This window comes from Streptomyces sp. NPDC091972, assembly GCF_044756385.1.
Lineage (GTDB): Bacteria > Actinomycetota > Actinomycetes > Streptomycetales > Streptomycetaceae > Streptomyces.
The window spans coordinates 371,809-383,518 of the sequence record NZ_JBIVSV010000003.1 but is presented as its reverse complement, the minus strand read 5'-3'; the positions used below and the strand labels follow the sequence as shown (position 1 = coordinate 383,518).

The following is an 11,710-nucleotide window of genomic DNA, read 5'->3' as shown; positions in this document are numbered from 1 at the left end:
CCACGCTAGACGGCCGGGCCCGGCCGGGACGTCCCACGGGCGTGGTGATCACGCCTACTCCCGGCGGAGTACGACGACGGCGGAACCGGTGCCCTGCGGCCCCCGCGCGCCTATCGCAGCCCGACGCCCCGCCCCGACTGCCGCACCGCGTGCCGGAAGAACGGCTCGCGCTCCTCGACCACCCGGTTGAACTGGCCGAAGAGTTCGAAGCCGACCAGGCCGAAGAGCTGGGCCCAGGCCACCACCAGGGCCGCCACCACCGGGGAGGGAAGGTCGGGCGCGAGGTCGGTGGCGATGCGCTCGGCCTCGGCGCGCAGGTCCTCGGGGACCGGCGGCAGCTCCGCCAGGCCCTCCGGGCCGTGGTCGGCGTCGCGGACGATGCCGACCAGGAGGAGGCCGACCCGGGCGGCGGGCGGAACGGTGGTCTGGGGCGCGGTGTAACCGGGGACGGGAGAGCCGTAGATCAGGGCGTACTCGTGCGGATGGTCGAGCGACCAGCGGCGGACCGCCTCGCACACCGCGACCCAGCGCTCCAGCGGGGCCGCCTGCGCGACGGCCTCGTGCGCCCGTTCCGCGCTCTCCCCGAGGGAGTCGTACGCGTCGATGATCAGTGCGGTGAGCAGGTCGTCGCGGCTCGGGAAGTAGCGGTACAGCGCCGAGGAGACCATGCCGAGCTCACGGGCCACGGCCCGCAGCGAGAGCTTCGCCGCGCCCTCCGCCGCGAGCTGCCGGCGCGCCTCGTCCTTGATGGCGGCGGTGACTTCGATCCGGGCGCGGGCCCGGGCTCCTTGTGCGGTGCTCATACGGCTCAGTCTCGCACAAGAACAGAGCAGTGCACACAATCGAGAGCACCGCTCTTGCTTTGCGTCGCCGAACCGTGCAGACTGATCCCACCGAAAGCGAGAGCACCGCTCTCTCAACCGATGGGGGTCACCATGTCGTCGCCTTACTACCTCAAGGGCAGCCCGCTCAACGTCCGCCTCAACAGCGTCATCGGATGGCTCGCGCGGCACGGCTTCAGCCTCGCGGGTACGGCGGAGATGTCGGTGCGCGGCCGCAAGAGCGGGCAGATGCAGCGCATCCCGGTCAACCCGCACACGTACGAGGGCGGGCAGTACCTGGTCTCGGCGCGCGGCCACTCCCAGTGGGTGCGCAACATGCGCGCCGCCGGTGGCGGGGAGCTGCGGGTCGGCCGCAGCGTGCGGCGGTTCACCGCGGTGGAGCTCCCCGACGCGGAGAAGCTCCCGATCCTGCGGACCTACCTGGAGAAGTGGGGCTGGGAGGTCAACCAGTACTTCCAGGGCGTGACCGCGAAGTCCTCCGACGAGGAGATCGTCGCGGCCGCCCCGGACCACCCGGTCTTCCGGATCACGGTCGAGAAGTGACCCGCGCGGAAGGCACCGGTCAGGACGTGGCCTCGCCCTCCGCGGCCCGCTCGGCCGGACGCGGGTCCAGCGCGGCCAGCGCCCGCTGGGCCATCGGGCGGCCGCGGACCAGTTCGCCCAGCGAGGTGGCGCCCTGGGTGATGTCCCTGAACGCGTTCCACGCGGGCCGGAAACCCGTCAGCGCCGCGTGGAACAGGCCGGGCCGGCGCTCGAACGCGCTCAGCAGCCGCTTGCCGACGCTCATCTCGACGCCGAGGCCCGCCTTCACGGCGAACGCGTAGTTCAGCGCCTGGCGCCGGGTGTCCACCGCGTCGTGGGCCTCCGCGATCCTGACCGCCCACTCCCCCGCGAGCCGCCCGGAACGCAGCGCGAAGGAGATGCCCTCGCGGGTCCACGGCTCCAGGAGCCCCGCCGCGTCACCGCACACCAGCACCCGCCCGCGCGAGAGCGGCGAGTCGTCCGCACGGCAGCGGGTCAGATGCCCCGAGGAGATGCTCGGTTCGAACCCGGCGAGACCGAGCCGCCCGATGAAGTCCTCCAGGTACCGCTTGGTGGCCGCGCCCTCGCCGCGCGCCGAGATCACCCCGACCGTCAGGGTGTCCCCCTTCGGGAAGACCCAGCCGTAACTGCCCGGCATCGGCCCCCAGTCGATGAGGACCCGTCCCTTCCAGTCCTCGGCGACGGTCTCCGGCACCGGGATCTCCGCCTCCAGACCGAGGTCGACCTGGTCCAGCTTCACCCCGACGTGCGCGCCTATCCGGCTGGCGCTGCCGTCGGCCCCGACGACCGCCCGCGCGAGCAGGGTCTCGCCGCCCTGGAGGACCACCGCGACCGTACGCCGGTCCGGCACCGCCGAACCGTGCTGCTCGACGCGCTGCACGGTGACGCCCGTGCGCAGCTCGGCGCCTGCCTTCTGGGCGTGCTCGACCAGCTGCTGGTCGAACTCGGGCCGGTTGATCAGCCCGAACAGCATCTGCTTGGAGCGCCGGGTCCGCGTGAAGCGGCCGTTGTTCGAGAAGGTGACCGCGTGCACCCGGTCCCGGAACGGCAGCTCGAAGCCCGGCGGCAGCGAGTCCCGCGAGGGGCCGATGATGCCGCCGCCGCAGGTCTTGTACCGGGGCAGCTCGGCCTTCTCCAGCAACAGCACGCGCCGTCCCGCGACCGCCGCCGCATAGGCGGCCGAGGCGCCCGCGGGGCCCGCGCCCACCACGACGACGTCCCACACCCGCTGCGCGTCGTCCTGCACGCCGTCCGCCGAAGAGTCGTCCGCCGAAGTGCCGTCCGCCGAAGAGTTCTCGCTGCTCACGATGGTCTGCTGCTCCCGATCAAGCCGATGCCGCACCTGTCTCCCGCATCCTACGGCGGGCCCGCCCACAGACCACTGTGGGAGGATCTACGGCACTCACAGGTACAACGTCGCACCCACAAGGAGCGTGCCCATGTCGTCGAATCCGGTCGCCGAGACCGTCGCCTCACTGATGCCGAGGGCACGGGCGGAGCTCACCGAACTGGTGGCGTTCAAGTCGGTGGCGGACTTCGAGCAGTTCCCGAGGAGCGAGAGCGAGGCCGCCGCCCGCTGGGTCGCGGACGCGCTCACCGCCGAGGGGTTCCAGGACGTGGCCCTGCTCGACACCCCGGACGGCACCCAGTCGGTGTACGGCTACCTGCCCGGCCCCGAGGGCGCCAAGACCGTCCTGCTGTACGCCCACTACGACGTGCAGCCGCCGCTGGACGAGGCCGGCTGGACGACCCCGCCCTTCGAGCTCACCGAGCGCGACGGCCGCTGGTACGGGCGCGGGGCCGCGGACTGCAAGGGCGGTGTGATCATGCACCTGCTCGCGCTGCGCGCCCTGAAGGCGAACGGCGGAGTGCCGGTCCACGTCAAGTTCATAGCCGAGGGCTCGGAGGAGCAGGGCACCGGCGGCCTGGAGCGGTACGCCGAGGCGCATCCCGCGCTCCTGGAGGCGGACACCGTCGTCATCGGCGACGCGGGCAACTTCCGCGTCGGCCTGCCCACGGTCACCGCCACCCTGCGCGGCATGACCATGCTGCGGGTCCAGGTCGACACCCTCGCGGGCAACCTGCACTCGGGCCAGTTCGGCGGCGCCGCCCCGGACGCGCTGGCCGCGCTGATCCGCGTCCTGGACTCGATGCGCGGGAAGGACGGCACGACGAGGATCGACGGGCTCACGCCGGACGCCTCCTGGGACGGCCTCCAGTACGACGAGGAGCAGTTCCGGGCGGACGCCAAGGTCCTGGACGGCGTCGAGCTGATCGGCGACGGCACCGTCGCCGACCGCATCTGGGCCCGCCCGGCCGTCACCGTCCTCGGCATCGACTGCCCGCCGGTCGTCGGCGCCACCCCGTCGGTGCAGGCCAGCGCCCGCGCGCTGGTCAGCCTGCGCGTGCCGCCGGGCATCGACGCCGCCGAGGCCACCAAGCTGCTCCAGGCGCACCTGGAGCGGCACACTCCGTGGGGCGCGCGGGTGCGCACCGAGCAGATCGGCCAGGGCCAGCCGTTCCGTGCGGACACCACCAGCCCGGCGTACGCGGCGATGGCCGACGCGATGGCGGTGGCCTACCCGGGCCAGGAGATGCAGTACGCGGGCCAGGGCGGCTCCATCCCTCTGTGCAACACCCTCGCGTCGCTCTACCCGCACGCCGAGATCCTCCTCATCGGCCTCAGTGAGCCGGAGGCCCAGATCCACGCCGTGAACGAGAGCGTCTCCCCGGAGGAGCTGGAGCGCCTGTCGGTGGCGGAGGCCCTGTTCCTGCGCAACTACGCGGCGAGCTGATCCGACGGCTCTGCTGTCGGCAGAAGGCCCTCGTCCCCGGACGGGGGCCTTTCTACGGTCGTCCCATGGACGTCATCGAGATCCTCCCCCGTCTCCACCTCCTGCGCTTCCCGGTCGGCCAGGCCTACCTCTGGCGCGACGACGACGAGTTGACCCTGATCGACGCCGGTCCGCCGGGTTCCGCGGCCCCGATCGCCGCCCGCCTCCCCGGGCGCCTGCGGCGGATCGTGCTCACCCACTTCCACGAGGACCACGTGGGCGGGGCGGCCGAGTTGGCCGCCATGACGGGCGCCGAGGTGCTGGCGCACCGGTCGGACGCCCCTGCCGTACGCGGCGAAGTCCCGGGCCCGTCCCCGGTGTTCGAGGACTGGGAGCGTCCTCTGCACGCGGAAGCCCTGCGACACCTGCCGCAGGGCGGGTTCGAGCGACCGTCGAAGGTCACGGAGCTGTCCGCGGGCGATCCGCTCGACGTCGGCGGCGGCGCGCGGGTCCTTCACGTCCCCGGCCACACACCCGGCAGCATCGCGCTCCATCTCCCCACCCACGGGGTGCTGTTCACCGGGGACGCGGTGGCCACGTCCCCGGTGGACGGCCGGGTGATACCGGGGGTGTTCAACGTCGACCGGGCCGGAACCCTGCGCTCCTTCGCGAGGTTGGCGGCCGTCGGTGCCCGCATCACCTGCTGCGGCCACGGGGGACCGATCATGGGGTCATGGTCTCCCCCGAGCGACTCAACGACCACGCCGACACCGCCACCGCCCTCGCCCTCCTGAGCGACCGCGAGCTCGCCGAACTGGGTGCGCGCCGGCCGCTTCCCGGGATTCCCGCTGCTGCACCACTGGCGCGTGTTGCCCGAGGCGCGGCGGTCGCTTCCCGCGGAGCTCGTCAACGCGGAACGCACCGGTGTGCAGCTGGTGCTCTAGAAGCAGTGCGATGCTCGCGGACGCGCTGCGCAAGCCCTCGATGCGTTCACGGCCGCCGCCGCAGCAGGCCACCGTCCACGACTGGCTCCACCAGCGGCTCCGCTCGGACGACGCCGGGCCTGTGCCGACGGCAGGCGCCCCGAGGGAGTCCCCGAGGCCGCCGCCGCGCTCGTCTCACGTCATGCCCGACTGGCAGCCCTCGTCGGTGACTGCAACCGCCGTCTGGAACAGGAGAGCAGGCTCACTCCCTGGCCTCACGCCGAGGTGGCCGCACTGTCCCCGGAAGCAGCCGTCAGCGCCGGATCGAGCACGATGTCCTCGTCCCGGGCCGCGACGCTCGGCTCCTCGGGGAAGTGACAGGCGGTCAGGTGGCCGTCGACGTTGCCCGACAGACGCACCAGCGGCGGTTCCTCGCTCGCGCACTTGTCCTGCGCCTTCCAGCAGCGGGTCCGGAAGCGGCAGCCGGAGGGCGGATCGACCGGTGAGGGCACGTCTCCGGCGAGCCGGATGCGCTCCCGGCGCCGGGTGCCGTCCGGGTCGGCCTCGGGGACGGCGGACAGCAGCGCGTGGGTGTAGGGGTGCCGAGGACGGCTGTAGAGGGTCTCCCGGTCCGCGACCTCGACGATCTTGCCGAGGTACATCACCGCGACCCGCTCGCAGAAGTGCCGTACGACGGCGAGGTCGTGGGCGATGAACACGAACGCGATGCCGAACTCCCGCTGGAGGTCCTGGAGCAGGTTGACGATCTGCGCCTGGATCGACACGTCCAGCGCCGAGACCGGTTCGTCGGCCACGATGAGCTTGGGGCGCAGGGCGAGCGCGCGGGCGATCCCGATGCGCTGGCGCTGACCGCCGGAGAACTCGTTCGGGTAGCGGTTGTAGTGCTCAGGGCTGAGCCCGACCGTCTCCAGGAGTTCCTGGGCGCGCTTCTTGTGCCCCTGCGGCGGGTTGATGCCGTTGAGCCGCATCGGCGTCTCCACGATCGTGCCGACCGTGTGCCGGGGGTTCAGCGAGGAGTACGGGTCCTGGAAGATCATCTGGAGGTTGCGGCGGGCCTCCTTCATCCGGTTCTCCGGGGTGTGGGTGATGTCCTCGCCGTCGAACACCACCTTCCCGGCCGTGGGTTCCAGCAGCCGGGTCACCAGCCGGCCGGTCGTCGACTTGCCGCAGCCGGACTCCCCGACCAGGCCGAGCGACTGCCCGGCGCCGACCGTGAAGTCGATGCCGTCGACGGCGTGCACGGCCCCGATCTGCCGCTGGAAAACGATCCCGTGCCGGATCGGGAAGTGCTTGGTGAGGCCGCTGACTTCGAGGAGGGGGTCCGCGGCCACGGGCCGGCTGGTGCTCATCGCGTGCTCCTGTTCGTCCGCCGCCCTCACTGCGTCGCCCCGGAGGCCGTACGGTCGCGGATCTCTGTCCTGGTCTCCGGGGTGAGGTGGCAGGCGGCGAGATGCCGGCCGGTGCCGGGGACGGGCACCAGCTCGGGCCGCTCCACCGCGCAACGCCCCCCGGGCACCCAGCCCTTGTAGGTGCAGCGGGGGTGGAAAGCGCAGCCGCCGGGCGGGTTGATGAGGCTCGGCGGGGACCCGGCGATCGGGTTCAGCCGTCGCCCGACGTCCCCGGTGATCTGCGGCATCGACTCCAACAAGCCCCAGGTGTAGGGGTGCTGGGGCTCCTTGAGCACGTCGTGCACGGTGCCGTACTCGATGCGGCGGCCGCCGTACATCACCAGGATGTCGTCGGCGATGTCGGCAACCACCCCGAGGTCGTGGGTGATGAGGATGACCGCCGAGCCGAACTCCTGCTGGAGATCACGGATCAGGTCGAGGATCTGCGCCTGGACGGTGACGTCCAGCGCGGTCGTCGGCTCGTCGGCGATGAGCAGTTCCGGGTCGCAGACCAGCGCCATGGCGATCATGGCACGCTGTCGCATGCCCCCGGAGAACTGGTGCGGGTAGTCCCGCACCCGGCGTTCGGGCTGCGGGATGCCGACCCGCTTCAGCATCTCCACGGCACGGTCCCGGGCCTCCTTCTTCGAGACCTTGTGGTGGACCCGGTAGGCCTCGGCGATCTGGGCGCCGACGGTGAAGTACGGGTGCAGTGCGGACAGCGGGTCCTGGAAGATCATGGAGACGGTGCGGCCGCGCAGGGCGCGCATGTCGTGCTCGGGAAGGGAGACCAGCTCTCTGCCGTCGAGCCGGATCTCGCCGGAGACCTGGGCACGGGTGCCCTTGTGCAGCCCGAGCAGGGCCAGGGAGGTGACCGACTTCCCCGAGCCGGACTCGCCGACGATGCCGAGGGTGCTGCCCTTCTCCAGGGTGAAGGAGACGCCGTCGACGGACTTGACGATCCCGTCCTCGGTCGGGAAGTGCACGCGCAGGTCCCGTACGTCGAGGAAGGGGGCGGCCGCGGGATCGGCGGCCGCCGGTTGCGGTGAGGTCAGGAGGGACACGGGGTTTTCCTTGCTGCGACGAGGGGCTCAGGCGAGGCGGACGCGGGGGTCGACGAGGCCGTAGACCACGTCGACGACCACGTTGGCGAGCACGACGAACGTGGCCGCGAAGAGCGTGGTGCCGAGGATGACCGGCAGGTCGGAGTTCTGCACCGAGTCGACCGCGAGCTTGCCGATGCCGTTGATGCCGAACACCGATTCGGTGATGACCGCGGAGCCGCCGATCAGCGAGCCGACGTCCATGCCGAAGATGGTGAGGATCGGGGTGATCGCGGCCCGCAGGCCGTGCTTGAGGACGACTCTGTTGCCGGACAGGCCCTTGGCACGGGCGGTGCGCATGTAGTCCTCGGCGAAGACCTCCAGCATGGAGGAGCGGGTGAGCCGGGTGTACAGGGCGAGGTAGACGATGACGAGGGTGGCCCACGGCAGGATCAGGCCCTGGAACCAGGCGCCCGGGTCCTGGGTGATCGGGGTGTAGCCGGAGGCGGGCAGGATCTGCCACTTGTCGACGAACAGGTAGAGCAGCAGCAGGCCGACGAAGTAGATCTGCACGGAGACCCCGAGCAGGGCGAGTCCCACGGCCGCCTTGTCGGCCGCCCTGCCCCGGCGGACCGCGGCCAGCGTGCCGAGGCCGACGCCCAGGACCAGGAAGAACACCGCTGCGCCCAGTCCCAGCGAGAGGTCGGCCGGGAAGTCGTCCAGCAGGGTGCTCAGGACGGGGGTGTCGGTCTGGAAGGAGATGCCGAGGCAGGGCGCGCCGCAGTGCACGCGTACGCTCTGGTCCCCGAAGTCCCGCCCGGCGAAGAGTCCCTTGAAGAACTCCCAGAACTGCTTCAGGAAGCTCTGGTCGAGCCCGAGCGAATGCTTGATCTCGGCCAGCCGGGAGGGCGAGCAGGTCTTGCCGCAGGCCAGGAGCGCGGGGTCGGACGGCAGCGCGAAGAAGATCACGAAGGTGATCACGGTGATCACCAGCAGGATCGCCGCCGCTGCCAGCAGGCGCCGGATGAGGTAACGAAGCATGTCGTGCTGGACCCTGACGTGAGAGGGGGTGTGCCCGCCGGCCGGGGCCGCCGGCGGGACCGGGAGGGATGCGTCAGCGCGTGACGGTCAGCTCTTGACGTACGCGTGGACCAGGCTGGGCTCGGCGAGGATGGGGTCCGAGATGACCCCGCCTACCTTGGAGCCCGCCAGTTCGCTGAAGTTCATGTACATCAGCGGGACCACGGCGGCGTCCTTCATGATCTGCTCGTCCAGGGCGCCGTAGGCGGCGTCGGCCTGCTTGATGTCGGTCATCTTGGCGATCTTGTCGATCTGCGCGTTAGCCGCGGGGTCGTCGAGGTAGGACAGGTCCTGGTTGGACTGGGGCAGCTTCGCGATCTGCCGTCCGTCGAAGAGCACGGGCAGCACGGTGGAGGCGTTGGGCCAGTCCGCGATCCAGTCGCCCCAGGTGAGGTCGTACTGGTTCTTCACGTTGTCGATGGTGCTGAAGTAGTTCGCCGCGTCGATCGGCGTGATGTTCACGGTGATGCCGATCCTGCCGAGGGAGGTCTTCACGGCGTCGGCGAAGTGCTCCTCGGTCGTGGTGTTCTCGACCGCCAGCGACATGGTGAGCTTGGGGTTGCCGGCCTGCTTCATCAACGCCCGCGCCTTGGTGAGGTCACCGGCGGGGTCGGTGCTGTAGAGGTCGAACTTCTTGTAGCCGCCGATGCCGGGGCTGAGCATGGTGCTCGCGTAGTCGCCGTAGGCCGCACCGCCGAACGCGCCGCGGACGGTGGTCTTGTCGATGGCGTACTCGATGGCCTGACGGACCTTCAGGTCCTTGACCCGGGTGGTGTTGACGGCGAGGTAGTTGATGCCGGGGGCCGGGATGTCGTAGAGCCGCGACTTCAGGGACGGGTCCTGGGAGATCGTCGTCAGGTCCGAGCCCGCGATCGGCCACTGCATGATCGAGGTCTGGGCGCTGCCGGCGTCGGACTTGATCTGCTGGTCGATGGCCGACTGGTCCTGCCCGAGCTTCACGTCGATCTCGTTGACGTTCTGCTGCCGGATCGGGTCGGTCGACTGCTTCCAGGCGGTGTTCCGGGTGAGGACGAGCTCCTTGTTCTTCGCGTACGACTTGATCATGTAGGGCCCGTCCGACCACACGTGCGTGTCGTACGTGGACCCGGTGTCGTGGGCCTTGGGCACCGCCGACCAGCCGGGCATGGCGGTCGCCTGGTTGAAGTCCGTGACGGGCTGGTCGAGGTGGAACACGATCGTGGACGCGTCCGGGGTCTGGACGGAGGCGAGCTCCTTGCCCGAGTAGGGCCCCTTGTAGGAGGAGCCGCCGACCAGCCACTGACTGGCGTACGGCGGGCCGCCGTTGATGTCGGGCGAGAAGAACCGCTCGACGCCGTACTTGACGTCCTGCGCGGTGACCGCCTTGCCGTCCTGCCAGGTGACGCCCTTGCGCAGGTGGAAGGTCCACACCGTGTCGCCCTTGCTGGGCGTGCCGGTGTCGGTGGCGAGGTCACCGACCAGCTTCGGCCGGGAGCCGGTCTCGTCCCAGCCGGTCAGCGTGCGCACGAGCTCCTGGTCCATGCTCGAACCCTCGGTCGTGTAGACGCGCTGGGGGTCGAGGTGGTCGAAGTCGGCGTGGTCCAGGACGGTCAGCGTGCCGCCCCTGGTCGGGGAGCCGCTCCCGGTGGTGCCGGAGGAGCCCCCGCATGCGGTGGCCCCCAGGGCGATCGCCACGGCGGTGGCCGCGAGCGCGATCGAGCGCCTTCTGCGCGTCATGAGGTAACACTCCGTTCTTGTACGGCTCGGCGCAGGCCCAAGGGGGGCCGTTCGCGCCGGTGTTGAGGGGACCGCGTCAGCCGCGGGCCGCGCGGGGGTCCAGGGCGTCCCGGACGCCGTCGCCGAGGAGGTTCAGCGCCAGGACGAGCATCAGCAGCAGGACGCCGGGCACGAACAGGTACATCGGGTCCTGGAGGAAGAACTGCGAGGCGTCCGAAAGGAGCGCTCCCCAGTCCGGGTTGGGCGGGATGACGCCCACGCCGAGGTAGGACAGGGCCGCCTCGGTGGTGATGTTCTGCGGGACCGCCAGCGCGAAGGAGATCAGGACCGGCGCCCACAGGTTCGGCAGCAGCTGCCGGAAGAGGATGTGCCACTTCCCGGCGCTCATGATCCGCGCGGCGTCGACGAACTCCCGCTCGCGCAGCGACAGGACCTGTCCGCGCACCAGGCGGGCGGTGTAGGCCCAGGCGAACACCGCGATGTTCAGGACGAGGACGAGCAGCCGGAGGTTCTCGTCGGTGCCGCCGTGGCTGTTGGTCTGCATCGCGTTCTGGATGACCGGGGTCAGCGCGATGATGAACAGCAACTGCGGGAACGCCAGCATCACGTCCATGATCCGTGACAGCACGGAGTCGACCCAGCCGCCGGAGTAGCCCGCGGCGAGACCGGCCACCACGCCGACGACGGTGGACAGCACGGCCGAGGCGAAGCCGACGAACAGCGAGGTGCGCAGGCCGTAGACGATCCGCGCGAACAGGTCGTATCCCGTGCCCGGTTCGACCCCGAGGAGGTGGGTGAGGCTGAGGCCGCCCAGGGCCCCGCGCGGGAAGTTGCCGGTGTCCGGGTCGATCGCCCGGCCGTCGGGGGTGATGGGCCCCCAGCCGGTGACCGCCGTCAGGACCGGGGCCAGCAGTGCGATCAGGATGAAGAGCACGGTGATCACGAACGCGGCCAGGGTGACCTTGTCCCGTCTGATGCGCCGCCAGGCCATCCGGGCAGGTGAGCGCCCGGCGATGACCGTGCTGTCGCTCCGCGGTGGCGCAGTCGGTTCACCGGCTTGCGTGGTGCCGGTGTCGGCGGGCATCGGCTGCTGTTGCGTCGTCATGGTGCGGACGTCCCGGGTATGTGCTGGGGCCGGCGCGGTGTCGTGGCCGTCGCCGGCGGACGGGGTCTCGTCATGGGGCTTTTCCCTGGGGGAAGGGCGTCGGTCGCCGGCCGTTGTCGGCGCCGTGAGACTGAGCGGACTGTCGCAACCCGTCGAGAGGCCGGTCAAGGCGGAAAATGACCGGAAAGGGGATTGTTTGCGCTCCTTGCCAAGAGTTGACGAGGGCGGGACGTTTCGTTAGCTCTGGCATGGAGGTGTCGCGACGATTCCCTTGG

At 70.8% G+C, this 11,710-nt stretch carries 10 protein-coding genes; 3 read left to right on the top strand and 7 right to left on the bottom strand.

Features of this window, described 5'->3' with window-relative positions; translation table 11 throughout:
- Positions 1-110: 110 nt before the first annotated feature.
- Entirely contained in the window at positions 111-803 is a 693-nt protein-coding gene (locus tag ACIQJT_RS10860) for a TetR/AcrR family transcriptional regulator (protein ID WP_402641984.1), read from the bottom strand.
- Between the two features lie 132 nt (positions 804-935).
- Here ACIQJT_RS10860 and ACIQJT_RS10855 point away from each other — a divergent pair, with 132 nt between their 5' ends.
- On the top strand, positions 936-1,385 hold the full coding sequence (locus ACIQJT_RS10855) for a nitroreductase family deazaflavin-dependent oxidoreductase (protein ID WP_365448941.1): 450 nt from the start codon (positions 936-938) through the stop codon (positions 1,383-1,385).
- Between the two features lie 19 nt (positions 1,386-1,404).
- On the opposite strand, the gene ACIQJT_RS10850 is transcribed toward ACIQJT_RS10855, so the two are convergent.
- Positions 1,405-2,691, bottom strand: coding sequence for a geranylgeranyl reductase family protein (locus tag ACIQJT_RS10850; RefSeq protein WP_402641981.1), 1,287 nt, complete (start codon positions 2,689-2,691; stop codon positions 1,405-1,407).
- Positions 2,692-2,824: 133 nt separating this feature from the next.
- On the opposite strand from ACIQJT_RS10850, the gene ACIQJT_RS10845 reads away from it, so the two are divergent.
- Together ACIQJT_RS10845 and ACIQJT_RS10840 are read left to right on the top strand one after the other, a co-directional pair.
- Complete coding sequence (locus ACIQJT_RS10845; RefSeq protein ID WP_365448939.1) at positions 2,825-4,180, top strand: dipeptidase; 1,356 nt, start codon at positions 2,825-2,827, stop codon at positions 4,178-4,180.
- 65 nt (positions 4,181-4,245) lie between these two features.
- Positions 4,246-4,953: an MBL fold metallo-hydrolase gene (locus ACIQJT_RS10840; protein ID WP_402641978.1), complete on the top strand. Its 708-nt coding sequence runs from the start codon at positions 4,246-4,248 to the stop codon at positions 4,951-4,953.
- Positions 4,954-5,357: 404 nt separating this feature from the next.
- On the opposite strand, the gene ACIQJT_RS10835 is transcribed toward ACIQJT_RS10840, so the two are convergent.
- From ACIQJT_RS10835 to ACIQJT_RS10815, 5 genes are all read right to left on the bottom strand, one after another.
- Positions 5,358-6,452, bottom strand: a complete 1,095-nt coding sequence (locus ACIQJT_RS10835) for an ABC transporter ATP-binding protein (RefSeq protein ID WP_402641976.1) — start codon at positions 6,450-6,452, stop codon at positions 5,358-5,360.
- Between the two features lie 26 nt (positions 6,453-6,478).
- Positions 6,479-7,555 carry an ABC transporter ATP-binding protein gene (locus ACIQJT_RS10830; RefSeq protein ID WP_365448933.1) on the bottom strand — a complete coding sequence of 359 codons (1,077 nt, stop codon included), beginning with the start codon at positions 7,553-7,555 and terminating at the stop codon, positions 6,479-6,481.
- Positions 7,556-7,582: 27 nt separating this feature from the next.
- Complete coding sequence (locus tag ACIQJT_RS10825) at positions 7,583-8,575, bottom strand: ABC transporter permease (protein ID WP_365448931.1); 993 nt, start codon at positions 8,573-8,575, stop codon at positions 7,583-7,585.
- Between the two features lie 87 nt (positions 8,576-8,662).
- The gene (locus tag ACIQJT_RS10820) at positions 8,663-10,330 is read right to left on the bottom strand and encodes an ABC transporter substrate-binding protein (RefSeq protein ID WP_402641972.1); all 1,668 of its coding nucleotides are present in this window, start codon (positions 10,328-10,330) and stop codon (positions 8,663-8,665) included.
- A gap of 76 nt (positions 10,331-10,406) precedes the next feature.
- Complete coding sequence (locus ACIQJT_RS10815) at positions 10,407-11,435, bottom strand: ABC transporter permease (protein ID WP_402641970.1); 1,029 nt, start codon at positions 11,433-11,435, stop codon at positions 10,407-10,409.
- Between the last annotated feature and the right edge of the window lie 275 nt (positions 11,436-11,710).

What these genes read in the sequence shown, in the direction of transcription:
- ACIQJT_RS10825 (WP_365448931.1), bottom strand. Translation starts at nt 8,575, where the DNA reads ATGCTTCGTTACCTCATCCGGCGCCTGCTGGCAGCGGCGGCGATCCTG.
- ACIQJT_RS10845 (WP_365448939.1), top strand. Translation starts at nt 2,825, where the DNA reads ATGTCGTCGAATCCGGTCGCCGAGACCGTCGCCTCACTGATGCCGAGG.
- ACIQJT_RS10855 (WP_365448941.1), top strand. Translation starts at nt 936, where the DNA reads ATGTCGTCGCCTTACTACCTCAAGGGCAGCCCGCTCAACGTCCGCCTC.
- ACIQJT_RS10820 (WP_402641972.1), bottom strand. Translation starts at nt 10,330, where the DNA reads ATGACGCGCAGAAGGCGCTCGATCGCGCTCGCGGCCACCGCCGTGGCG.
- ACIQJT_RS10840 (WP_402641978.1), top strand. Translation starts at nt 4,246, where the DNA reads ATGGACGTCATCGAGATCCTCCCCCGTCTCCACCTCCTGCGCTTCCCG.
- ACIQJT_RS10815 (WP_402641970.1), bottom strand. Translation starts at nt 11,435, where the DNA reads ATGACGACGCAACAGCAGCCGATGCCCGCCGACACCGGCACCACGCAA.
- ACIQJT_RS10860 (WP_402641984.1), bottom strand. Translation starts at nt 803, where the DNA reads ATGAGCACCGCACAAGGAGCCCGGGCCCGCGCCCGGATCGAAGTCACC.
- ACIQJT_RS10835 (WP_402641976.1), bottom strand. Translation starts at nt 6,452, where the DNA reads ATGAGCACCAGCCGGCCCGTGGCCGCGGACCCCCTCCTCGAAGTCAGC.